The organism is Nitratidesulfovibrio liaohensis (genome assembly GCF_011682075.1).
GTDB lineage: Bacteria > Desulfobacterota > Desulfovibrionia > Desulfovibrionales > Desulfovibrionaceae > Cupidesulfovibrio > Cupidesulfovibrio liaohensis.
Genome location: NZ_VSMK01000175.1, coordinates 1 through 22,155, shown reverse-complemented (window position 1 = coordinate 22,155; position 22,155 = coordinate 1). Strand labels below are relative to the sequence as shown.

Below are 22,155 nucleotides of genomic sequence, written 5' to 3'. Positions count from 1 at the left end.
GCCCTGCGGCCCGGCACCCTTGAAGCCGACCGGGCAGTGGGCGACGGCGGGCGCACCAGCCTGCGCCGGGCGCTGGGGGCCACGCTGGCCGTGTCCCTGCTGAACCCGCACGTGTACCTAGATACCGTGGTCATGCTGGGCGGCATCAGCGGGCACTACCCGGCCCCGGAGCGCCTTTCCTTCGGTGCGGGCGCGGCCACGGCCTCGTGCCTGTGGTTTTTTACCCTTGGCGGCTGCGGCAGGGTGCTGGCCCCGCTGTTCCGCAAGCCCGTGGCCTGGCGGGTGCTGGACGGCAGCGTGTGCCTGGTGGTGTGGGGCGTGGCCCTGTCCCTGGCCCGGCAGGCCTGGGCGGGGTAGGGACGCGGGCATGTTTCGCTGGCAGGACAACCATGTCCGAAAACGGCTGGAAATGTGGAGGCAGGGTGGTAGGCTTCGCCAAAAGAGGTGAGGACCCGTGCCCAATGACCAGCACAACGCTTGGTATGCCGCATTCAAGGCAAAAGACCCACGGTTCGATGGCCGGTTCTTTGTCGGCGTGACGTCCACGGGCATTTACTGCCGCCCCGTGTGCCGGGCCAAATTGCCAAGGGCTGAAAACTGCACGTTTTACGCAACCGCCGCCGCCGCGGAGCAGGCGGGCTTTCGGCCATGCCTGCTCTGCCGCCCGGAACTGGCCCCTGGGACCGCGCCCCCGAATGTGTCCCAAAATGTTCCGGTGGACGCGACCGCCTCTCTTGCGCGGCGCGCGGCGAGATTGCTGGAGGACAACTGCGGGAGCGGACACGGCGTGGAGGAACTTGCCCGCCGTCTGGGCTGCACGGGCCGTCATCTGCGCCGGGCGTTCATGGCCGAATACCACGTCACGCCCGTCCAGTACCTGCAAACGTGCAGACTGCTGCTAGCCAGGAACCTGCTGGCCGACACGGATCTTTCAATCATCGACGTGGCCATGGCCGCGGGTTTCGGAAGCCTGCGGCGCTTCAACGCGCTGTTCAGGAAGCACTACCGCCTCGCCCCCACCGCGCTGCGCAAGCAGGCGGCAACGCACGGGAGGCAGGGGACGGGCGTCACCCTGGCCCTGGGGTACCGCCCGCCCTTCCAGTGGCAAACCATACTGGAATTCCTCGCGTCGCGCGCCATTCCGGGCGTGGAGCTGGTCCGGGATGGCGAATATCTCCGGACCGTGCGGTTCGCCACCGGGACGCCACCGGCGGTGTCCGGCTGGATACGGGTGGGGCACCAGCCGGGGAAACGGGTGTTGACCGTCACCATGGATGCCGCCCTGCTGCCGGTCCTGTCACGGGTGCTGGCGCGCGTGCGCCATTTGTTCGACCTGCATTGCGACCCCGGGACGATTTACGAAACCCTGTCGTCCATGAACGACATCCGGCCCGGCCTGTGCGTTCCCGGAATCCGGCTGCCCGGCTGCTTCGATGCCTTTGAAATGGCGGTGCGCGCGGTTCTCGGGCAGCAGATCACGGTCAAGGCCGCAGGAACCCTGGCGGCCCGGCTGGTGCAGGCCCACGGCATTCCGGTCGAAACCGGCATCGCCGGGCTGACCCACGTCTTTCCCGCGCCCGAAACCATCATGGCCCTTCAGGGGGCCGGGGCCATCGGCGACCACCTCGGCCCGCTGGGCATCACGGGCGCGCGGGCACGCACCATCCTCGCGCTGGCCAGGCTGTTCGGGACGGGGGACGCCGACTTCGGCCACGGCGCGCTGCCGGAAACCGGAATCGAAACACTGATGGCCGTTCCGGGCATCGGCATGTGGACCGCGCACTACATCGCCATGCGGGCCATGGGGTGGCCCGACGCCTTTCCGCACACTGACCATGGCGTCAGGAAGGCCCTCGCCCCCCGGACGCCGGAGCAGATACTGGCCCTGGCGGAGTCTTGGCGTCCCTGGCGCGCCTACGCCACGATCAACCTGTGGAATTCCCTGTAACCGGCGCATCGTGCAAGGAGCAGCCATGTTCTATTCCACGCGGTATTCGTCTCCCATCGGGCCCGTCCTGGTGGCGAGCGATGGCGACAACCTGGTGGGACTGTGGCTGGAAGGGCAGAAGTACTTCGGCGGCACCGTTGCGGAAGAGCGTGTTCCCAAGGACGACCTGTCCGTGTTTTCCGTGGTCCGGGAATGGCTGGACGAGTATTTCGCAGGCGGGAAGCCGGACATTGCAAGGCTGCCGCTGGCGCCGCGCGGCAGTTCCTTTCGCAGGGCGGTATGGGCGCTGCTGTGCGAGATTCCGTACGGCACGACCACGACCTACGGCGAGATCGCCCGGATTGTTGCCGCCCAGACCGGCAGGACGGGCAAGGCCAGCATGTCCGGTCAGGCGGTGGGCGGGGCGGTGGGGCATAATCCGATCTCCATCGTCATTCCTTGCCACCGGGTGGTGGGGGCCAACGGCAGCCTGACCGGCTATGCCGGGGGACTGGAGAAGAAGATCCGCCTGCTCGAACTGGAAGGCGCGGACATGGCCCGGTTTTATGTCCCCACGAAAGGGACGGCGCTCTAGAAACACCCACGAAGGGCATCATCGTATCACCCGTCCATAATGAACAGAAGGGAGGGCACGTTGCCGTGCCCTCCCTTTTCATTGTCCTTGTGGCAGCGCCACCTATTCCCGGTCGCGCGGGGTCGCCGGCTCCACCCCAAGGCGGAAGCCCCGGATCTGGTTGCCGTTCATCACCGAGATGACTTCCTGCGCGTAGTCGGCGGGCACTTCCACGAACGACACGCGGTCGCGGATGTCGATGGCGCCGATCATGCGGCCGGGGATGCCGGTTTCGCCCGCGATGGCCCCCACGATGTCACGCGCGGTGACGCGCATCTTGCGGCCCACGTTCAGGAACAGGCGCACCATGCCGGGCTCGGCGCCGGTGCCTGCCGGGGTCTTTTCACCGCCGGGCACGGCGTCGCCCAGTTCACGGCGCATCAGCAGCTTGAGCAGCGCTGCGGCCATGTCCACGGTGGTCACGTCCTCGTCCAGGAACGATTCCACGATGTCGGTGTACTTTTCCAGTTCGCCCGCCTCGATGTGGCGGCGCACTTCGGCCAGCAACTGGTTGGTCTTCACCGTGGCCACGTCGCTGGACGTGGGCACCTGGTGCTGCACGATGTGCGCCTTGGTGAACTTCTTGATGTCGCGCAGCTTGTAGAAGTCGCGCCCGGAAACGAAGGTGAACGCCCGGCCCGAACGCCCGGCGCGGCCCGTGCGGCCAATGCGGTGCACGTAGTGCTCGACCGCGTTGGGGATGTCGTAGTTGACCACGGCTTCCACGTCGTCCACGTCGATGCCGCGCGCGGCCACGTCGGTGGCCACCAGGATTTCGATGCCGTTGCTGCGGAAGCGCGCCATCACCCGGTCGCGCTGCGACTGGTTGAGGTTGCCGTGCAGGCCGTCGGCCTGATAGCCGCGCCCCTGCAGGTGCTGGGTCAGTTCGTCCACGCCGCGCTTGGTCGAGCAGAACACGATGGCGCGCTTGGGGTTGTACAGGTCCAGCACCCGGCACAGCGCCTCCAGCTTCTGGAAGGGCCGCACCTCGTAGTAGATCTGTTCGATGCTGGGCACGGTGACCTGCTTCTGGGTCACCTTGAGGAATTCGGGCGTCTTCAGGAAGCGCTGGGCCATGTCCAGAATGGCCGGGGGCATGGTGGCCGAGAAGAACACCGTCTGCGCTTCCTTGGGCACCTGGCCGAGGATGTGTTCGATGTCGTCGCGAAAGCCCATGTCGAGCATTTCGTCGGCTTCATCCAGCACGGCCATGCGCACGGTGGAAAGGTTGATGGTGCCGCGCTCCATGTGGTCCATGACGCGACCGGGGGTGCCCACCACCACCTGCGCGCCGCGGCGCAGGGCCTTGAACTGGCGGTCGATGGGCTGCCCGCCGTACACGGGCAGCACGTACAGCCCGCGCTTGCGCGAGGCAAGCTGGGTAAGTTCTTCCGCCACCTGGATGGCCAGTTCGCGCGTGGGGCACAGGATGATGCCCTGGATGTCCTTTTCGCGCGGGTCCACCCGCTCCAGCAGGGGGATGCCGAAGGCCGCCGTCTTGCCGGTGCCGGTCTGGGCCTGGCCGATGACGTCGCGGCCTTCGAGGATGTGGGGGATGGCCAGTGCCTGGATGGGCGAGGCTTCTTCGAAGCCCATCTCTTCGATGGCCTTCAGGATTTCCTTGGAAAGGGACAATTCTTCAAAGCGTAAGGTTTCCATTCTCATTCCTTCGTGCGCGGGGCGCTCGGCGGCGCCGCGACGGGAAGTGCGTTGGCGTATCGTGCCAGTGCTTCCTGCTTCCTGTCGGGGGGCAGCCGTTTGACGTGATGCTCGGCCTTCTGTGCGGTGCTGCGGTCAGGGAACGGGGCGGTGGCGACCAGCGTGACCGGGCGGCGCGAGCGCGTGTAGCGCGCGCCCCTGCCCCGGTTGTGTTCGCCAAGGCGCCGTTCCATGTCCGTGGTGACGCCGCAGTACAGCGTCCCGTCGGCACAGCGCACAAGATAGACAACCCATTTGTATGTTACCGCCGCGTGTTCCATGGAGGTACCGAATCGGGGCACACGCCCCGTTCGCTCCGGACCTCCCGCGCACGATGCCAGCCGCACGCGAAACCGGAGGCGATGCCCTGTGCCCGTGGGCCGGAATCCGCATTCCGGCGTGTGGCGCGCAAGGCCTGTTGCAGTGTTGATGATGCGGGCCCGTTGCCGCGAGCGCGCGGCCGGTGCCCGGTCTTTTCCAAAATACGCGCCGCATCCGCTCGCACGCGAGGATTTTTTGCGCGCCGACGGGGCTTCCCGCCTGCGGCAAAAAAGACCGCGTGCTTAACAGCAGGCGCAGCCCCGACCATCCTCCCCCATGTCCAGGGTGATGGTGTCGCCGGGCTTCATGTCGAACAGCCGACAGTCCGGGGCGTGGTTGCGCAACTGCTCGCGAAAGCGCTCGGTGTTCTGTTCCAGCACCGGAAAGGTGCCCCAGTGCATGGGCACCACCGAGCGGGTGCGCAGCATGGCGCTGGCCATGGCCGCCTGTCGCGCGTCCATGGTGAAGGTGCCGCCGATGGGCAGCATGGCAAGGTCGATGGAATGCAGCCGTCCCCACAGCTCCATCGACGCGAAGATGCCCGTGTCCCCGGCATGGTAGAAGGTGAATCCGCCCGGCATGGTCACGATGTACCCCACGGGCGCGCCCGATTCCGACGAGTGGAAGGCCTGGGTCATGGTGACGCTGACACCCTTGTGCGTCACCGTGCCGCCGATGTTGAAGCCGATGGAATTCAGCAGCAGGCCGGGGCGCAGCCCCTCTTCCAGCAGGCGCTGGGCCGTGCCCACGATGCACCCCAGCAGCGCGCCGGTGGTGTTGCATATCTGTACTGCCTGCCCCACGTGGTCGCCGTGGTCATGGGTGACCAGCACAAGGTCCGGCGGGGCGATGTCGCTCCACGGGGTGGATGCGGAGGGGTTGCCCTCGAAAAAAGGGTCCACGAGCACGTTGGCCCCGGCGCAGGAAATCTGGAAATTGGCGTGGCCGTGCCATGTGAGGCTGTACTGCATGGTCTGATCCTGCCTTTCCGCAAAAAGGTTTCCGCGTCGCCGGGCCTGTCCCGGTGCAATCCGCGAACGGGGGCTGTTGGCGATGCGGCCGTGGGAGCGCTGCTCCGGTTCCCTCCGGTATCGACGCAATACCGGGGGAACCGGCGTTCCCGTTTCGTGCCGCGCGGGCGGTCCGCACGCCGTGGATGCCTGATGCACATGCGGCATGCGGTCGGGGCGCGGCCCGTGCCCGGTTCATGCCTGTTCGTGCCTGTGCGTGCCGTTCATGTCCGTTCATGTCGGGCGGCCATCCGTGGCGTGCGCCGTGGGCGCGGCTATTCCGTGTCGGCGGCCTCGCCCCAGCGGGCGGCAAGGGCGTTGGCCACGCCGATCTGGTCCAGAATGCGCCCGGCAAGGTGGTCCAGGATGTCCTGCACGCTGGCGGGCCGGGCGTAAAAGCCGGGACAGGGCGGCATGATCACCGCGCCCGCCTCGGCGGCGGCCAGCATGTTGCGCAGGTGTACCCGGCTTACGGGCGTTTCTCGCACCACCAGCACCAGCGGGCGGCGTTCCTTCAGTGTGACGTCGGCGGCGCGGTGCAGCAGGTTGCTGCCGGTGCCGTGGGCGATGGCGGCCAGCGTGCTCATGGAGCAGGGGCAGACCACCATGCCGTCGTGCGGCCACGATCCGCTGGAAGGCGGCGCGCCGAAGTCGCGCGCGTCGTGGACCACGTCGGCCAGGGCCAGCAGGTCCTCCTCGCGCAGGTCCGATTCCAGGGCCAGCACCTGCCGGGCCGCGTCGGACACCACAAGATGCACCTGCAAGCCGTCTGACAGATCGGATTGACCAGCCAGTTCAGGCTGGCCAGGCAGCGTGCGCGCAGCATCACGCAGCCCGCGCAGCAGGGTGACGGCCAGAGGCATGCCGCTGGCGCCGGATATGCCGACCACGAAGCGCTTCATGAAATCTCCGGAATCATGCCCGCCTCCACGATGTCTGTGCGTTGCTGCCGCGCGGCACGCGGGCAACCGGCGCCCGACTGTGCCCGGCGTCCGCTGACATCCTGTGATGCGGACCGGGCCGATGCCGTACCAGCCGGGGAGTAAAGATCGGACGGACGGCGGTCTGGGCGGGAGGGGCGACGCGATGGAGGTGGGGTGGGGTTGTTTTTATCGAAAATGTGCACGACGCGCCATGCCTGCAAGGCCGTCCGACACGATTTTTTTCAAGACCGTCACACATCGGCGGCCATTCGCGTCCGTCGGGAGCGTTGGACGCGACAATTCGGACTCTGACAGTCCTGTCGGTGCCAGGGCGGTTGGGCAAGGGCATGTCGCCGCGCCGCAGGCATGCTGGCCGCACGGTTCGTCTTCTGCCCGCGCCTTGCGCGCGTCCGGTCCACATATGTCTTGACAGTGTCGGTGGGCAAGCGATAGTTGTCCCGTTTCGCGGGCAATTAGCTCAGATGGATAGAGCGTTGGCCTCCGGAGCCAAAGGCCACAGGTTCGAATCCTGTATTGCCCACCACGCGACCCTTGGGGGCGTTTTCGCAGCACGGCGGAAACGCCCCTTTTGCGTGCCCTGCCGTTCAGTCTTCCCGCTCGCGCGTTTTGCTCCGCACATTCCCTCTGCGGTCCCTCCGTACCCCTCCTGCGGTCCCTCCGTACCCCTCCTGTGGTCCCCCTGTGCCCACTCTGTGGGTCAGTTTCGCAAAAAAATAACGTCTCACGCCAAAAAAATTTATCCGTTTTTCCGGACGCAAATGACCGGGCACATTCCTGCATTGATGTAACACATCGCTATGAAATAGCGAGCAAGCACACCATGTGATGCATGGCTGTGCGCACCCCCGCGCGGCGCCACGCCCGCAAGCCGCCACGGCACAAGGCAAACGGACCGTGGCAGGTCTTGCCGCCGGGGGCCGCCGCCCCGCTCCGTCGTCCGTTATGGGCCCGGACATGTCTGGGGCATGCAGCGTGCCAGATTTTGCGGTGACAAGAAGGCGCGATGGCTTGCGTGCTGCACATGCGGAACGTCATGCCGACAAGGTGTAACCCTTGAAAAAGCACTTGAAGGCAAATGAGCGGGGTGAAAACGGTACATAGCGTTTTATCAAGAGTCGGCATGATGGATCAAGGTATGAAAAAAATCACGCATGAATTGTTGTATTCAGGCATAACGGTATGATGTGACGACTATATTTTACGTATATGAGTGTGCTTGCCATGGTATTTCTAATGCGTGAAATGCAATGAAGATGTTGATTGTACGATCAGTGAATTGGTGTGCGTCCCATATTGCGGAATGGGTATGATTTTTCCTTGAAAATACACGCCATGTCTGAAAAAAAAGATTGGCCTTCCCTTCTTGAAGTCGTGTTTTTCATGGGCTAATGCGACCATCAAGAGCAAGCCCATGGGCTAGGGCCGGTGCAGGCCCTCATCATAATCCGTAAGGGAGGAGTTTCATGAACTGGGTGCAGAACTACGATCCGCTCTCGAACATCCTTTTGTCGGCACTGGTCGCAGCCGTGCCGCTGTACGTCCTCTTCTACATGCTGGCCGTGCGCCGCGCGAAGGGTCACTTCGCCGCCGCCCTCGGCACCACCGCGGCCGTGCTGCTCGCCATCCTGGTGTGGGGCATGCCCGTCGGCCTGGCCGTCAATGCAACCCTGTACGGTGCAGCGTACGGGTTGTTCCCCATCGTCTGGATCGTCATCACGGCGGTGTGGATCTACAACATGACCGTTGAATCCGGCGAATTCGAAATCATCAAGGATTCGCTGGCTCGCCTTACCGACGACCGCCGCCTGCAGGCCATCTTCATCGCCTTCGCGTTCGGTTCGTTCATCGAAGGCACCGCCGGCTTCGGCACTCCCGTGGCCATCACCGCCGCCATGCTGGTGGGCCTGGGCTTCAACCCGCTGTACGCCGCGGGTATCTGCCTTATCGCCAACACCGCCCCGGTGGCCTTCGGCGCCATCGGTATTCCGGTCATCGTCGCCGGTCAGGTGTCCGGCCTCGACACCATGCACATCAGCCAGATCGTCGGTCGTCAGTTGCCGTTCCTGTCGATCATCGTGCCCCTGTGGCTGTGCGTGACCATGTGCGGCTTCAAGCGTTCGCTTGAAGTGCTGCCCGCCGTTCTCGTGGCCGGCGTGTGCTTCGCCGGTTCGCAGTACGCCTTCTCGAACTTCCACGGCCCGACCCTGCCCGACATCATGTCGGCCATCATCACCATCATCGGCCTCGTGCTGCTGCTGCGCGTGTGGAAGCCCGCCACCACCTGGCACTTCCCCGACGAAACCCCTTCGTCCGTCACCGGTCCCTCGCCTTACTCCTTCGGTGAAATCATCCGCGCCTGGACGCCCTACATCATCCTGGCCATCATGGTGTTCTTCTGGGGCCTGCCGGAAATCAAGCCCTACCTCGACGGTGCCCTGGGCGCCGGTTTCACCCCGCTGGCCGCCAAGGGCTTTGCCTGGCCCGGCCTGCATAACGCCATCGAAAAGACCATGCCCATCGTGGCCGCCAATGCTCCGTACGGCGCCATGTACAAGCTGAACATCATCTCCGCCGCCGGTACCGCCATCCTGTTCACCGGCCTTGCCGCGGTGCCCATGATGCCCAAGTACGGCTACGGCCAGGCCATTGCCTGCCTGTTCCGCACCATGCATCAGCTGCGCTTCCCCATCCTGACCATCGGCATGATCCTGGGCCTTGCCCAGATCATGAACTACTCCGGCATGAGCTCGACCATGGGCCTCGCCTTCACCAAGACCGGCTGGCTGTTCCCGTTCTTCTCGCCGCTGCTCGGCTGGCTGGGCGTGTTCCTGACCGGTTCGGACACTTCGTCCAACGCGCTCTTCAGCGGTCTGCAGCGCACCACGGCCACCAGCGTGGGCATGGATCCGCACCTGGCCGTTGCCGCCAACTCTTCGGGTGGCGTCACCGGCAAGATGATCTCGCCCCAGTCCATCTCGGTCGCCACCGCGGCCACCAAGATGGTGGGCCAGGAAGGCCAGCTGTTCCGCTTCACCCTGTGGCATTCGGTGGCGATGACCGCGTTCATCTGCGTGCTGACCATGCTCCAGGCCTACCCGCTGAAGTGGATGCTGCCGTAGCGTGACAGGACTTTCGTCCGAAAGCGCGGGGCGGGCATGAATGCTCCCGCCTGCCCCGCGCCCCGCGTGCACCCGCCGGGCGAAAAAAAGCACCCTCCGGACCTCGGTCCGGGGGGTGTCCCTTTTTGCTGAAGGGTGCGGAGCAGGAGGCCCCTGTCGAAAGCATTTCGCCGTTGCAGACAGCAGCGGGTGACCGACAGCGGGCAATGGCTGTTCGCGCGGTTGCGCGTGCAGGGCAGGTGGCGGTGGCTGCACGTATCGAACGCAAACGGGCCGGTCCTCAAGGACCGGCCCGTTGTGGTTGCGTTGCCTGTCAGGCGGAGATGAGCGGCCTGCGGGCCGCCCGCCAGTTCTAGCCCGTCCGTTCCCGGCCTTCAGGTCGTGTCTCTTGCTTCGCGCCCTTGAGTTCCCGGATGATGCCCCCGATCAGGGCCATTTGTTCCGACAGTTCGCGCACCGCATCGGACGTGCGGGCCACGCCGTGGACGGTGTCTGCCGTGATGCGGTTGATTTCGTCGATGGACCGGTTGATCTCGTCGCTGGTGGCGGACTGCTGCTCGGCGGCGGTGGCGATGCCCCGGATCTGGTCGGCGGAGGTTTCCACCTCGCGCACGATCTCGTCCAGCACCCGGCCGGAGGCCCCGGTCAGGTCCACCACCTGCTCCATGTCCTGCACGGCGCCTTCCACGGCCTGCATGTTCTGGCGTGCCTCGGCCTGGATGGCCCGGATGGAATCCCCCACCTGCTTGGTGGCGCCCATGGTCTTTTCGGCCAGCTTGCGCACCTCGTCGGCCACCACGGCGAATCCGCGCCCGGCCTCACCGGCGCGCGCCGCCTCGATGGCCGCGTTCAGCGCCAGAAGGTTGGTCTGGTCCGCGATGTCCTCGATGACGGTCATGATGGTTCCGATGGACTCGGCCTGGCGACCCAGGTTGTCCATGTTGGCCTTCAGCCCCATGGTGCGGTCACGGGTGGCCCGCATGGCTTCCATGGAGCGCTGCACGGTGCGTTCGCCGTCCACGGCCTTGTCCCTGGCGGCGGAGCTTTCGGTGGCGGCCTTGCCCGCGTTGCGGGCCACCTCCAGCACGGTGGCGTTCATTTCTTCCATGGCGGTGGCCGTTTCGGCAATGCGCTGGCCCTGCACCCCGGCCCCGTGGCGGATTTCGTCGGTCTGGCGGGCGATTTCGGCAGAGGCGGCGGTGACGTGGGCCACCACGTCCTCCAGCCGCAGTGCGGCGGCCTGCATGCCCTCGCGCTGGGCCACTTCGGCCATGGCGCAGGCGGCCTCGGCCCGGTCGGATGCCTCCTGCGCGTCGCGGGCGCGGCGTTCGGCTTCCTCGGTCTTGCGGGTGATTTCGGCGATGTTGCCTTCCAGCGTGGCGGCCATGTCGTCCAGTGCGGTGTAGATCTGGCCGATTTCGTCGCGCCGGGCACGGCCGATGCGCGCCGCGTAGTCCCCCTGCGAAATGCCCTGCAGGAACGCGGTGACCCGCAGCAGCCCGCGTACCACCAGGCGGTCCATGAACAGCCCCAGCGCCGCCAGGATCACCACCACGGATACGGCCATGACCATGCCGATCTGGAACAGCAGGTCGTTGGCCCCTGCCAGCACCTCGGCCCTGTCGATGATCCCGATGAACCGCCAGCCCAGCCTGGGCGAGGTGAACACCTCGGCCAGGCACGGGGTGCCGCCGATGGTGACCTGTGCCGACCCGGAGCCGTGGTCGAACAGGGTCTTGAAGGCCGGGTCGCCCGCGTCGGCGATGTTCTTGAAGTTCATGGCCTTGTCGCGCGGGTTGGCGATGACGGTGCCGTCGCCCTGCACCAGCAGCACGTAGCCGCTCTTGCCCAGGCGGATGGTGGCCATGGCATCGGAAAGTTCGTTCAGGGTCAGGTCTATGGCGGCCACGGCCACGGCCTCGCCGCCGCGCACGTACGCCTTGGCCACGCTGATCATGGCGTCGCCGGTGGTGCCCTTGTACGCGGCGGTGACCTGCGGCTGGCTGGTGTCCTTCAGCGCCACCTGCCACCACACCCGGGTGCGCGGGTCGTAGCTCTTGCGGGTGCCCTGCACGTTGCTGAGCACGTTGCCGCCCCAGCGGGTGCCTATGTACACGCTGTCGTAGCTGGGGTGAGAGGTCTTGATCCACTGCAACAGCGGACTCATCTGCTGCCCGTAGGCATCGTCGGGTGCGGGGGTGCGGGGCTTTTCGTCGGGGCCGAGGTAGTTGGTCACGCGCTCGTCGATCAGCTCGTTCAGGGGGCTGGCGGCGATCATGGCCGCGTTGCGGCGGGCGTCGTCCAGCAGAAAGCCCATGGCCCGGTCCACCTGGGTGATCTCGTTGCGGGTGGCGGTGGAAAAGGCGGCCACGGCCTGGTCGCTGACACGCGAGTGGATGATGGAATAGATGGCCACTAAGGGCACGATGACGGCAAGGCAAAGGCCCACGAGCAGGGTGAGCTTGATGGAGCGCATGGGGCCTCCTGGGGTGTGCCGCACGCGGCGGGCCACGGTATGCCCGGACGGGTATGCGGGGTGGCGGTGCCGCGCGGGATGCGAACGGCAAGCCCCGGAATGGGGGCAACCGGCAATCAGTGTATGAACGCGCCGGATGTGCGTGAAGTATACCCCGCGACATGCCGGAGATGGGTGACGGATTTCCGACCGCCGACAGACGGTCGGGTGAATGCGCGCGGGAGTGCGTTGGGCAAGTGGAGGACTGCCGGGAGCATGAGCATGAGTTGAGGACAACGGTGCGCGAAGCGCCCCATTTCATGAACTGGGCGCACAGTCAAGCGGGAAGGAGAGGGGCGGAAACGCCGTGTCTGGCGGGGGTTCTGGCGGGGACAAACACGGGGAAAAGGCGGGCACCGCCCTGCCCTACCAGATGCCCAGGCCGCGCTTGGCGTCGACCCTGCGCAGTTCGGCGTATTCCGGGCTGGCGGTCTGCTTCAGGATTTCGCAGGCAAAGCGGATGTATCGCCCCGTGTGCAGGGCCTTTTCGCGTTCGCCCAGTTTGTCCAGCACGTAGAAGCGCTGGTAGTGCGAGCGAACCGAAGGCTCATGCCGCAGCAGGCTGTCGGCCTCGGCCAGGACCATGTCCTTGCGGCGCAGGGCCAGCCAGGCCAGCATGGTCAGCCAGCCCGCGCTCCAGCAGTAGCCGTGGGTGTTGCGATACAGCACGGCATGCAGCAGGGCCGCGTGGGGCCGCCCGTGGGCCAGGTGGTCCTGCACCGTGGCGAACAGTTGCGCCTCGTCCGCGCAGGCGGCGTTCACGTCCATGTGCGGATCATCCCGATAGGGTTGCCCGCTATCCATGGCCCGGCGCAGCCGCAGCGAACGCTGGTGCGACAGAGGGCGCCACGTGGCCGTCGGGCGGGTGGCCTGACGCCAGAATCCCTCCAGCTTGCGCAGATCGCCGAATTCGTGGTTGTCGGCGCGGCCACGGCGCATCTTGGCCTCGTAATCCTGCTGCGACTTGAACACATAGTGGTTCAACTGCACGATGTCCGTCGTGAACGGGGCAAAGGCGCTGGTTACCGGGCTGCCGTGCTCGTCCACGCAGCCGTGGCCGGGCGAGAAGAGGAACTGGTGCGGGTCGCGTGCGCGCTCGGCGCGGGCGGGCTGCACGATGCTTTTCACGTGCAGGTTGTCGGGCATATTGTCGATGAAATATTCCGGGTAGTTGTCCAGAACGAGCCCGCCGGGCCTGCCCAGGTGCCCGGAAGAGCCGTGGGTGACCCAGTGCACGGCGAGGCCCGCGTGGGCCTCGTACTCGAACAGCAGCAGGCGCACGTCGGCGTGGCGCTTGAGGATCAGGAATTCGTCCGCGTCGATGAAGGCGATCCAGCGCACCTTGTCACGGTAATCCTGAACGCACTGGGTATAGCAGGGCATCTGCATGCTCTTGCCCACCACCCGGTACACGTCCACGATGCCGCGCGCCACGTATTCCTTCAGGGTCTCGCGCACGGGGATGGCGCTTTCGTTGTCGTAGAAGATGAACTTTTCGAAGCCGATGGCGTGGTGATAGGCCACGAATTCCGGCAGTGCGAGGTGTTCGTCCTTCACGATGGCGCAAATGGCCGCGTAGTGGCTGCATCCCATGCTGTCCGACTCCGATGGCAGGGGGTGTGGCACCGATGACGTGGCGGGTGCCGTGCTTCGGATGTGCAGGAAGCGGGAGCGGGGCGTCAAGCGGTGGTGGAGAAATTGCCCCGCCGCACCCCGTTTTGTCTTCGTTTCGCCTTGATTCACCCCGTTTCGTCCTGCCACGTCCCGAATCGTTCCGGCCCGATGGGGCACGACTCGCCCTGGTGTGTCCCGCTACGCCCGGTGCCCCCGGTGTCCCCCCCCGGTGCCCCGAGGCACGCCCCGATTGCCCCGTGCGCTTCTCTCCCGCAATCCGGGGCGCCTACGCCCTGCCGCCGATGTATTCGCAGGCGAACCCCAGCAGCGAACTGGCAGCGCCAAAGCCGCACACCCCGGCCCAGCCGAAGTGCGCGAAAGCCTGCGCGCCAATGGCGGTGCCCAGGGCGCCGCCGACGAACATCATGGTCATGTACACGGTGTTCAGGCGGCTGCGCGCCCCGGCGTCCAGCGCATAGACCCGCGCCTGGTTGGCGACCATGGACGCCTGCAGCCCCGCGTCCATCAGGATGATGCCCGCCACCAGCGCGGCCATGGATGCACGCCCCGCCCAGAACAGCGCGAACGAGGCGGCCACGGCGGCAGCGCCCAGCACGATGATGCGTCGGTTGCCGCCCTGCCCGCGCCACTTGTCGGCCAGCCGTCCGGCCAGGGGCGCGGCCATGACCCCGACAATGCCGATGACGCCCAGCGCCCCGGCCACGGAACTGCCCATGCGGAACGGGGGTTGCTCCAGAAAGAAGGCCAGGCTGGCCCAGAACGACACGAAGCCCGCGAACAGCAGCCCCTGCACCAGGCCGGAACGGCGCAGCAGACCGTGCGTGCGAAACAGTTGCAGCAGCGAAAGCAGCAGCCGGGGGTAGCTGATGGTGGTGGCGGGCCGGACCATGGGCAGGCGCGCGGCCAGTACCGCCGCCAGCACCGCGCACACGCCGCCCGCCGCCCAGAACAGCAGACGCCAGCTGGCGTATTCCGAAACCAGCCCACTGACCGTGCGCGACAGCAGGATGCCGGACAGCAACCCCGCCATGACCAGCCCCACCACGCGGCCCTTCTGGTTGTCCGGGGCCAGTTGCGCGGCCATGGGCACGATCTGCTGGGCCACGGTGGCCAGTGCGCCCACGGCCAGGCTGGCGGCGGCCAGCGCCCACAACCCCTGCGTGAAGCCGGACAGCACCAGCGCCACGGCCAGGGCGGCCACACTCCAGACGATGAGCCCGCGCCGTTCCAGCCGGTCACCCAGGGGGGTGAGCAGCAGCAGCCCGGCGGCGTAGCCCGCCTGGGTCAGGATGGGGATGAGCGATATCTCGCCCTGCCCGGCGTGAAAGGCGCGGGCCAGAATGCCCAGCATGGGCTGGTTGTAGTAGATGCTGGCCACGCACAGGCCCGCGGCGGCAGCCATGAGCAGCACCAGCGCACCGCTCATCTCGCGGCCTTGTCCGTGCCCGGACATCCTGTCCGGCTGGGCATCCGGTTCGGTGGTGGCGGCGCGGGGCGCGGTGGCGGCCTGGGGATGATTTGGCGAGGCAGGGGAAGGCATGGAGGAAACGATGGGGGACATGGTGCGGGCTCCTTTTAATAAAACGATACGGGCCGTATTTAAAATTAGAATGGGGCTGCGTCAAGTGGCGAAAGAGGAAGAACGCAAAAAAACCTCCGGGCGGCATGCGGCGGAGGGACAGGCTGGAAACGAGAGAAACGGAGGCGGGGTGGACAGTCATGGCCGTTGGGCCAGGCCGGACCAGTCGGGACCAGCCGGGGGCCAGTCAGGATCGGTCGGAGGCAGGGGGGCTTACCGGGGCAGCACCACGGAAGCGAACGCCGTGGCGGCGACGGCGCGGATGAACGCATCGTCCAGCGGGCCGTGCTGGAGCAGCAGGCGATGGAAGATGGGCGCGTACAGCGCGTCCACCAGCAGGTCGAGGTCGATGTCCGGGCGCAGTTCGCCCTGGGCGATGCCGCGCCGCAGCGTGTCCTTGGCCGCGGCGCGGCGCGGCAGCAGGTAGCTTTCCACGAAGGCGGCCAGGGTTTGCGGGTCGCCCTGGCCAAGCCCGATGAGTTCGCGCACCAGCCGCCCGGTGGCACCGCGATAGGCAGCGGCCAGCAGGTGCATCTGGGCGGTCACGTCGGCCACGGCGGAATCGGTGTGCGGAAAGTCGATGCGCGGCTTGGTGGCGTCCATGAACGCTTCCATGGCCACGGCCCCCTTGCCCGGCCACCAGCGGTACAGCGTGGCCTTGCTGACCCCGGCGCGCGCGGCAATGCCCTCCATGGTCAGGCGGGCATAGCCGACCTCTTCGAGCAGGGCGTTGGTGGCCTCCAGGATCTGCGTGCGCGAGGCATCGCAGCGGGGGCGGCCACGGGGGCGTTTTTTTGGGGCGGGTGTGTCCATGGTGCTCGGAATGGTGGCCGGGGGTGTTGCGTGTTGAGCCGGAATTGTCAGGACCGGTATGCCGGGTGTGCAGGATGCGCCGTTCCGCGTCAAGCTGGGGGGGGGGGCGGCATGGGAATGCCTGCTGTCGCCCTACCGCCTGCTGGCCGCAAGCATGCCTGCCGCGCCGAACAGGATGACGGCCGTGGCCTTGTGCTGGACGTGCCCCAGCGACCGGCGCCGCAGCCAGCGGAACACCCGTGCCCCGAACAGCGCGTACGACACCGCGCTGCTGCCCTGAATGACAAAGAAGCTGCCTGCCAGAATGCAGAAGTGCGCAGTGTAGTGGGCGGGTTCGATGAACTGCGGAAAGAGCACGGTGAACACGAGGATGGACTTGGGGTTGGACATGCCAGTGGCGAAGCCCAGGCAGAATTGCCTGCGCGGCGTCGGGGCGGGATGTGCATCGCCTTCGTCCCCGGTCATGGGCACGGCGCGCCAGTTCTTCAGGGCCAGCACCACCAGATAGGCCACCCCCACCCACTTGATGCAGTTGAACACCACCACCGAGCCCTGCACGATGGCCCCCAGCCCGAGATACACCACCACCATCTGCACGCAGTAGGCGCACGAGCCGCCCAGGATGGCGGGCACGGTGCGGGCAAAGCCGTTGCGCACGCTGGTGGACATGGAGAACATGGTCATGGGCCCCGGTGTGTACGCGATGGCCGTCATGAGCAGGAAATAGGTGAACCAGGTGCCGAATGCCATGCTGCCCTCCCGTGTGAAACGCAAAAAGGCGCAGGGGTTACCCTTTCGGATAACCCCTGCGAAATTCTGGTGGAGCTGAGGAGAATTGAACTCCTGACCTCTTGAATGCCATTCAAGCGCTCTCCCAACTGAGCTACAGCCCCAAGCGGAAGTAGGTTCTTGCCCGAAACCCCTCGGGTTGTCAACAGCGTTGTGCGCACTTCGTGCGGATTGGTCGGATTCCGGGGAATCGTGGAACGCATGAGGCACGTGGAGGGTTCGACGGCTGCCGGGTGGCTGCCGGTCGGCAGCAGGTCGACCGGAAAACTGCCGCGCGAACACCTTTTGTCGGGCGAGTGGCGGTTTCCCGCCGGTGCGATGACGGTTCCGCATCCCGCCAGCCCCGGCATTGACGGAAGCGGGCGCTGGTCGTACCACAGCCTCGGATACTGCGCCCCGTGCGCGGCCTGTGGCGCAAGCCCGCCACGCAGTGCCGCTACGGCCCCCTGTGCCCGGCCCGTGTCCCTTTTTTGCAACCCAAGCATCACCGGGAGTCCCGATGCTCGCATACCCCCGCATAGATCCCGTGGCCGTTTCCATCGGCCCGCTGCAGTTCCGCTGGTACGGGCTGATGTACCTGTTCGGCTTCGTCTCCGGCTGGTGGCTGGGGCGCCGCCGCGCCGCGCAGCCCGGCAGCGGCTGGCATCCGCAGCAGGTGGACGACATGGTCACCTGGGCCATCTTCGGCGTGGTGCTGGGGGGGCGGCTGGGCTACATCCTGTTCTACGACCTGGCCTATTACGTCAGCCAGCCCGCCGCCATCTTCCAGATCTGGCACGGTGGCATGTCCTTTCACGGCGGGTTGCTGGGGGTGTTGTTCGCGGTGTGGCTGTACGCCCGGCGCGCCGGACGCGAATTCCTGTCCGTGGTGGACTTCGTGGCGCCGCTGATTCCGCCGGGATTGTTCTTTGGCCGCATTGGCAACTTCATCAACGGCGAACTGTGGGGCGCGCCCACCACGTTGCCGTGGGCCATGGTGTTTCCCGACGGCGGCCCCTTTCCCCGCCACCCCTCGCAACTGTACGAGGCCGTGCTGGAAGGCGTGGTGCTGTTTGCCGCCGTATGGTGGTTTTCCGGGCGCAAGCGCCCGGTGGGCGCGGTGTCCGGCCTGTTCGGCGTGCTGTATGCGGTCTTCCGCTTTGTCGTGGAATTCGTGCGCGAGCCCGATCCGCAGTTGGGCTACCTGGCCTTCGGCTGGCTGACCATGGGCCAGGTGCTGTGCCTGCCGCTGTTCGGCGTGGGGCTGTGGCTGCTGCTGCGCAATCGCGGCGCTGCGGAAGGGCCTGCCGCCAGATAGCGGGGGCGACCTTCCTGTGTCCGATGCACCGCGGGGCGGGCCGCCCGGCACCGCCAGCACCTGGTGGCCAGCCTGTCCGTCCCTGCTGCTGGCGCGCGCAGGGTTTGGCCTGCCGTGGCCTTCTTCCTGTCGGTCCATGTCCTTCGGTCTTCCCGGCCTCCTCTGGTTTCCTCCCGCTGCCGCGGGCAGGCGCGGCGTGAGCAGCCGGACCACGGCGGCACGCATCGTTCGGTTTTGCGGTCCTGAGACGGGGCGCGAACCCTTGTGCACTGCGGTTTTGTTGACAAAACAGGCATTATGTGAAATGGCGGTGCAGTTGTTTTGCCCCGCCCGCACGGGGTGCGAGAGAACGAGACGGAGGAACCATGGCAAAGGAAGATGCCATCGAGGTTGACGGCGTTGTGCAGGAAGCCCTGCCCAACGCGATGTTCCGCGTGGAGCTCGAGAATGGCCACGAAGTGCTGGCCCACATTTCCGGCAAGATGCGCAAGTTCTACATCCGCATCCTGCCCGGTGATCGTGTGAAAGTAGAGCTTTCGCCGTACGACCTGACGCGTGGCCGCATCACCTACCGCATGAAATAGCCTTCGTCCCGCGCCGCAACTTCGCGGCCTGGGCCTTCCCCCTTGACGCGGCATGCGCCGCTTGGGGACGGAAGGTGCGCCCCCCGGCATTCCCCGGTTATCCGGACCCGTCGCCTTGCCCGCCGTTATCGCGTCCCGCGCGACAGTGGCGGGCTTGTTGCGTCCGGTGGCGCGCCAACGTGCCAGTGCGCCGCCCCTGCTGGGCGCGTGTTGCGACATCCCGCCCCTTTATACCGTCCCAGCCTCGGTGCGTCGTTGCCCCGCCTGCGCCCGCCACGTTCCACGTGCCCCCAACGCAAGGGGGACGCCGTGCGGCGTCCCCGTATGGCCCGGCCCTGCCGGGAAGGTATCTGTTGCAATTGTCGCTGGTGGTGTCCGTGCGCCACCTGCGCATCAGGCGGAACGAATCCGGCCGATTACACTCGTTGCGGCGGGCCGTCCGTCCCTCCGTTCCCCGGGGCATCGGGGTCTGGCCCGTGTGCATCGGGCGCGGCCGTGGACGCTCCCGGTACGGCGGTGGCGCGCATTTCCGTGGCCGCATTGGCGTGCAGCAACGCCGGGGTGCCTGGGGCGGTGTCCAGCCCGTCGCCCGGTCCATCACCATCCGGCCCGTGGCCGTTTTCGTCCAGCCCCCCATCCTCTGCCCGGGGGGCGAACAGCATCACGAAGAACGCGGCCCCGGTGCGGGTGGCGGCATCCAGCGGGCTTTCCACCCAGATGTCGCCGCCGTGGCTCATGACGATGCGGCGGCAGATGGCCAGGCCCAGGCCCGCGCTGCCGTTCTTGGTGCCGTCGCCGTCGCGGTCCAGGCGGTAGAACCGCTCGAAGATGCGTTCGCGGCTCTTTTCCGGAATGCCCGGCCCCTGGTCGCTCACGCACAGGGTTACCCTGCCGTCTGCGGCGGTGGCGGAAACGCTCACCCGCGTTTGCGGGGGGCTGTACTTGATGGCGTTGTCCAACAGGTTGCGGAACACCTCCACCAGCCCGTCGCGGTCGGCCAGCACCACCAGCGGGCCTGCCCCCACACCGTTTTCCAGCGTGATGTCCTTGCGCATGGCCACCGGTTCCAGCTCGCGCACGGTCTGACGCAGCACTTCCGCGGCGTCCACGCCGGTCAGGGCCACCTTGTCGCCCTTGTGCTCCGAGCGGGCCAGCACCAGCAGGCTGTTGACCATCTTGGTCATGTGGTTGGCGTTCTTGAGGATGGTGCGCAGGAAGGCGGCCATCTGGTCACGCGACGAGGGCGGGGCTTCCAGCAGCGTTTCTGCGTAGCCCTTGATGCTGGTGAGCGGGGTCTTGAGCTCGTGCGAGACGTTGGCCACGAAGTCGCGGCGGATGCGCTCCAGCTTTTCGCGCTCGCTGATGTCGTGGAACACCAGCACCATGCGCTGGCCCGAGGCGTCGCGGAAGGGCACCAGCGAAATCTCGAAGGCGCGGCCCTCGCCCAGGTCGGTCTGCATGCTGGTGCCGCGCGCGTTGGGCGAAACCAGCATTTCGTCCACCATGCGTTGCAGTTCCGGCTTCATGGTGGCTTCCAGCGGGGTGGCCCCCAGCTTGTTGCCGATGCCCGTGAACATGGCGGTAAGCGCACGGTTCATGGATTCGATGCGCCCTGCGGCGTCCAGCACCATGACCCCTTCGTGCATGCCGTTGAACACTGCCTCCAGCCGCCCTTTCTGTTCATTCAGCTGGTGCAGGTGCTGTTCGATGTTGTGGGCCATGCCGTTGATGGCGTGGGCCAGGGGGCGCAGTTCGCGGCCCGGTATGTCGCGGATGCGGCGCCCGTATTCGCCCTGGCCGATGGCCTGGGCCGCCATGGCCATGGTTTCCATGCCGCGCAGCAGGGGCCGCGTGACCACCAGACCCAACGCGCCGCTGGCCATGAGCGAGAACAGGAAGGCCCACACCAGCCCGTTTTCCATGCGGTCCAGCCGGTCGTGCACCACCGACAGGGGCAGGGCCAGGCGCAGGGTGCCGGGGTCCAGCCCGGCGATGCCGTCCACCTTGCGGGCGGCATAGATCAGGTCCTTGCCCAGGGTGGCGCTGAAGCGCACGTCGGTGCCCAGGGCGCCGGACTGGGCCGCCACCACCTCGGGCCGGGTGGCGTGGTCCTCCAGCGTGGACAGGCGCTCGAAGGGCACGTCGGAATCGGCCTGCACGTGGCCGTCCACGATGTAGGTGATGCGGGTGCCGGTGCGGCGCGAAAGTTCCGTGACCCAGCCGTTGAGGTGCCGGTACGAGGCAAAGGGCGGGTGCTCGCGCAGCAGCCAGTAGGTGGTGTCCACGTCTTCGGCGGCGCGGGCCTTGGCCTCCAGCAGCACGTCGCGGCGCAGGGTCTTGTCGAAATAGAGATAGGGCGGCAGCAGCGCCACGATCAGCAGCAGCCAGGTGCCCACGACGAGCCGTTTGCGCAGGGAGTACTGTTTCATCATCCTTGTCTCGCGCCGGTTGGTGTCGCGCCCGTCACACGGATGTTACAATTCGTCGAATGGGTGTCGGCGCATGTGAGCGGCCCGCCCTGCGGGCATGCCACCCGAGGGCGGCCCGCACGGAACCGCATGCCCTCATGCATACGCGCTATTCCGGCGCGTTGCACGACGTAACAGGGTGTTCACCGGAAAACGCGGCGACCACGCACCGCCTGGCCTTGTACCGCCTAGCCCTGAACCGCGCGCAGGAAGCCGTAGATTTCCGTGGGATGGCTTTCCACGCCGTTGGCCACGTAGCGGCGCACCACGGCCACCTGGTTGCCGCGCGGGGTGACCGATTCGTCCACCAGCAGCACCACATCGTACGGGGCTTCGGCCTGAGGCTGTTCCAGGGTCAGCCACCATCCGCCTTCCTCGGTCGGTTCGCTGCGCAGGACGTAGTGGTCCGGCGGCTGGAAGGCGAAGGCCAGCATGGCCTTCAGGTCGTTGATGCAGAACCGGCCCCGCGCCCGCCCGGCCACGCCCAGGAATTCGCCCTGGGGCGACTGCACCACCAGCGGCAGGGCCAGCAGGTGGCGCGGCGGATCCTGCGGTGCGGGAAAGGCTGCTTCCGGAGCATCGGGCACGCTGGATGGAGGGGCGGCCATGCCGCCGGGGAAGGGCACCACCCGACCGCCAGAGGGGGCGGATGTGGCGGCAGCTTCGGCGTCGCTGCTGGCGGTATCGCCGCCGGATGTGGCGGCGGTGGGGGGCTCTGGTGTGGTGGGTGCCGGAAATGCGGGGGCGGCGGACGCGGCGCGGGGCGCGGCCACGGATGCGGCGTGTCCCGCATCGCCATCTTCGGAACCCGCCACGGCGCCC

General features: G+C 66.8%; 16 protein-coding genes, 2 tRNA genes and 2 pseudogenes. 8 read left to right on the top strand and 12 right to left on the bottom strand.

What is annotated here, in order from left to right; translation table 11 throughout:
- The 4 genes and pseudogenes from FVW27_RS07210 to FVW27_RS07200 form a co-directional block, all read left to right on the top strand.
- Positions 1 to 357 (top strand): LysE/ArgO family amino acid transporter (locus tag FVW27_RS07210; RefSeq protein WP_167123941.1); only part of this gene is annotated, 357 nt, incomplete at its 5' end.
- Positions 358 to 454: 97 nt separating this feature from the next.
- Positions 455 to 658: pseudogene (locus FVW27_RS21125) on the top strand (Ada metal-binding domain-containing protein); the annotation flags it as partial.
- Between the two features lie 129 nt (positions 659 to 787).
- On the top strand, positions 788 to 1,948 hold the full coding sequence (locus FVW27_RS07205; RefSeq protein ID WP_341806104.1) for a DNA-3-methyladenine glycosylase 2: 1,161 nt from the start codon (positions 788 to 790) through the stop codon (positions 1,946 to 1,948).
- 25 nt (positions 1,949 to 1,973) lie between these two features.
- Positions 1,974 to 2,522 carry a methylated-DNA--[protein]-cysteine S-methyltransferase gene (locus tag FVW27_RS07200; RefSeq protein ID WP_167123937.1) on the top strand — a complete coding sequence of 183 codons (549 nt, stop codon included), beginning with the start codon at positions 1,974 to 1,976 and terminating at the stop codon, positions 2,520 to 2,522.
- Positions 2,523 to 2,624: 102 nt separating this feature from the next.
- Here the strand turns inward: FVW27_RS07200 and FVW27_RS07195 are convergent, their stop codons facing one another.
- The 4 genes from FVW27_RS07195 to FVW27_RS07180 form a co-directional block, all read right to left on the bottom strand.
- A complete protein-coding gene (locus FVW27_RS07195; RefSeq protein ID WP_167123935.1) occupies positions 2,625 to 4,220 on the bottom strand; it encodes a DEAD/DEAH box helicase in 1,596 nt (531 codons plus the stop codon).
- 2 nt (positions 4,221 to 4,222) lie between these two features.
- Complete coding sequence (locus FVW27_RS07190; protein ID WP_035067676.1) at positions 4,223 to 4,540, bottom strand: GIY-YIG nuclease family protein; 318 nt, start codon at positions 4,538 to 4,540, stop codon at positions 4,223 to 4,225.
- 282 nt (positions 4,541 to 4,822) lie between these two features.
- Complete coding sequence (locus tag FVW27_RS07185; protein WP_167123933.1) at positions 4,823 to 5,551, bottom strand: metal-dependent hydrolase; 729 nt, start codon at positions 5,549 to 5,551, stop codon at positions 4,823 to 4,825.
- A gap of 314 nt (positions 5,552 to 5,865) precedes the next feature.
- Positions 5,866 to 6,492, bottom strand: coding sequence for a UbiX family flavin prenyltransferase (locus FVW27_RS07180; RefSeq protein ID WP_167123931.1), 627 nt, complete (start codon positions 6,490 to 6,492; stop codon positions 5,866 to 5,868).
- A gap of 488 nt (positions 6,493 to 6,980) precedes the next feature.
- Between FVW27_RS07180 and FVW27_RS07175 the strand changes: the two genes are divergently transcribed.
- Positions 6,981 to 7,057, top strand: a tRNA-Arg gene (locus FVW27_RS07175).
- Positions 7,058 to 7,997: 940 nt separating this feature from the next.
- Positions 7,998 to 9,653, top strand: a complete 1,656-nt coding sequence (locus FVW27_RS07170) for an L-lactate permease (RefSeq protein WP_167123929.1) — start codon at positions 7,998 to 8,000, stop codon at positions 9,651 to 9,653.
- Between the two features lie 352 nt (positions 9,654 to 10,005).
- On the opposite strand, the gene FVW27_RS07165 is transcribed toward FVW27_RS07170, so the two are convergent.
- The 6 genes from FVW27_RS07165 to FVW27_RS07140 all read right to left on the bottom strand — a co-directional run bounded on the left by FVW27_RS07165 (position 10,006) and on the right by FVW27_RS07140 (position 17,088).
- The gene (locus tag FVW27_RS07165) at positions 10,006 to 12,129 is read right to left on the bottom strand and encodes a methyl-accepting chemotaxis protein (RefSeq protein ID WP_167123927.1); all 2,124 of its coding nucleotides are present in this window, start codon (positions 12,127 to 12,129) and stop codon (positions 10,006 to 10,008) included.
- A gap of 405 nt (positions 12,130 to 12,534) precedes the next feature.
- Positions 12,535 to 13,761, bottom strand: a complete 1,227-nt coding sequence (locus FVW27_RS07160) for a glycosyltransferase family 2 protein (RefSeq protein ID WP_167123925.1) — start codon at positions 13,759 to 13,761, stop codon at positions 12,535 to 12,537.
- 307 nt (positions 13,762 to 14,068) lie between these two features.
- Positions 14,069 to 15,364 (bottom strand): MFS transporter, encoded by a 1,296-nt coding sequence (locus FVW27_RS07155; RefSeq protein ID WP_167123923.1) that lies wholly within the window; start codon positions 15,362 to 15,364, stop codon positions 14,069 to 14,071.
- A gap of 231 nt (positions 15,365 to 15,595) precedes the next feature.
- Positions 15,596 to 16,195 (bottom strand): TetR/AcrR family transcriptional regulator, encoded by a 600-nt coding sequence (locus tag FVW27_RS07150; protein ID WP_167123921.1) that lies wholly within the window; start codon positions 16,193 to 16,195, stop codon positions 15,596 to 15,598.
- Between the two features lie 132 nt (positions 16,196 to 16,327).
- Positions 16,328 to 16,945, bottom strand: a complete 618-nt coding sequence (locus FVW27_RS07145) for a LysE family translocator (RefSeq protein ID WP_167123919.1) — start codon at positions 16,943 to 16,945, stop codon at positions 16,328 to 16,330.
- 67 nt (positions 16,946 to 17,012) lie between these two features.
- A tRNA-Ala gene (locus FVW27_RS07140) sits at positions 17,013 to 17,088 on the bottom strand.
- Between the two features lie 395 nt (positions 17,089 to 17,483).
- On the opposite strand from FVW27_RS07140, the gene lgt reads away from it, so the two are divergent.
- Both lgt and infA read left to right on the top strand, forming a co-directional pair.
- Positions 17,484 to 18,281: a prolipoprotein diacylglyceryl transferase gene (lgt, locus tag FVW27_RS07135; RefSeq protein ID WP_167123917.1), complete on the top strand. Its 798-nt coding sequence runs from the start codon at positions 17,484 to 17,486 to the stop codon at positions 18,279 to 18,281.
- Positions 18,282 to 18,646: 365 nt separating this feature from the next.
- Positions 18,647 to 18,865, top strand: a complete 219-nt coding sequence (gene infA, locus FVW27_RS07130; RefSeq protein ID WP_007525542.1) for a translation initiation factor IF-1 — start codon at positions 18,647 to 18,649, stop codon at positions 18,863 to 18,865.
- Between the two features lie 416 nt (positions 18,866 to 19,281).
- Here infA and FVW27_RS07125 read toward each other — a convergent pair whose 3' ends face one another.
- Positions 19,282 to 21,294, bottom strand: coding sequence for a sensor histidine kinase (locus FVW27_RS07125; protein ID WP_243838270.1), 2,013 nt, complete (start codon positions 21,292 to 21,294; stop codon positions 19,282 to 19,284).
- Positions 21,295 to 21,521: 227 nt separating this feature from the next.
- Positions 21,522 to 22,155, bottom strand: a pseudogene (locus tag FVW27_RS07120) (MerR family transcriptional regulator); the annotation flags it as partial.

What these genes read in the sequence shown, in the direction of transcription:
- FVW27_RS07150 (WP_167123921.1), bottom strand. Translation starts at nt 16,195, where the DNA reads ATGGACACACCCGCCCCAAAAAAACGCCCCCGTGGCCGCCCCCGCTGC.
- FVW27_RS07180 (WP_167123931.1), bottom strand. Translation starts at nt 6,492, where the DNA reads ATGAAGCGCTTCGTGGTCGGCATATCCGGCGCCAGCGGCATGCCTCTG.
- FVW27_RS07170 (WP_167123929.1), top strand. Translation starts at nt 7,998, where the DNA reads ATGAACTGGGTGCAGAACTACGATCCGCTCTCGAACATCCTTTTGTCG.
- FVW27_RS07195 (WP_167123935.1), bottom strand. Translation starts at nt 4,220, where the DNA reads ATGGAAACCTTACGCTTTGAAGAATTGTCCCTTTCCAAGGAAATCCTG.
- FVW27_RS07200 (WP_167123937.1), top strand. Translation starts at nt 1,974, where the DNA reads ATGTTCTATTCCACGCGGTATTCGTCTCCCATCGGGCCCGTCCTGGTG.
- lgt (WP_167123917.1), top strand. Translation starts at nt 17,484, where the DNA reads ATGCTCGCATACCCCCGCATAGATCCCGTGGCCGTTTCCATCGGCCCG.
- FVW27_RS07145 (WP_167123919.1), bottom strand. Translation starts at nt 16,945, where the DNA reads ATGGCATTCGGCACCTGGTTCACCTATTTCCTGCTCATGACGGCCATC.
- FVW27_RS07185 (WP_167123933.1), bottom strand. Translation starts at nt 5,551, where the DNA reads ATGCAGTACAGCCTCACATGGCACGGCCACGCCAATTTCCAGATTTCC.
- FVW27_RS07165 (WP_167123927.1), bottom strand. Translation starts at nt 12,129, where the DNA reads ATGCGCTCCATCAAGCTCACCCTGCTCGTGGGCCTTTGCCTTGCCGTC.
- FVW27_RS07190 (WP_035067676.1), bottom strand. Translation starts at nt 4,540, where the DNA reads ATGGAACACGCGGCGGTAACATACAAATGGGTTGTCTATCTTGTGCGC.
- FVW27_RS07125 (WP_243838270.1), bottom strand. Translation starts at nt 21,294, where the DNA reads ATGAAACAGTACTCCCTGCGCAAACGGCTCGTCGTGGGCACCTGGCTG.
- FVW27_RS07155 (WP_167123923.1), bottom strand. Translation starts at nt 15,364, where the DNA reads ATGTCCCCCATCGTTTCCTCCATGCCTTCCCCTGCCTCGCCAAATCAT.
- infA (WP_007525542.1), top strand. Translation starts at nt 18,647, where the DNA reads ATGGCAAAGGAAGATGCCATCGAGGTTGACGGCGTTGTGCAGGAAGCC.
- FVW27_RS07160 (WP_167123925.1), bottom strand. Translation starts at nt 13,761, where the DNA reads ATGGGATGCAGCCACTACGCGGCCATTTGCGCCATCGTGAAGGACGAA.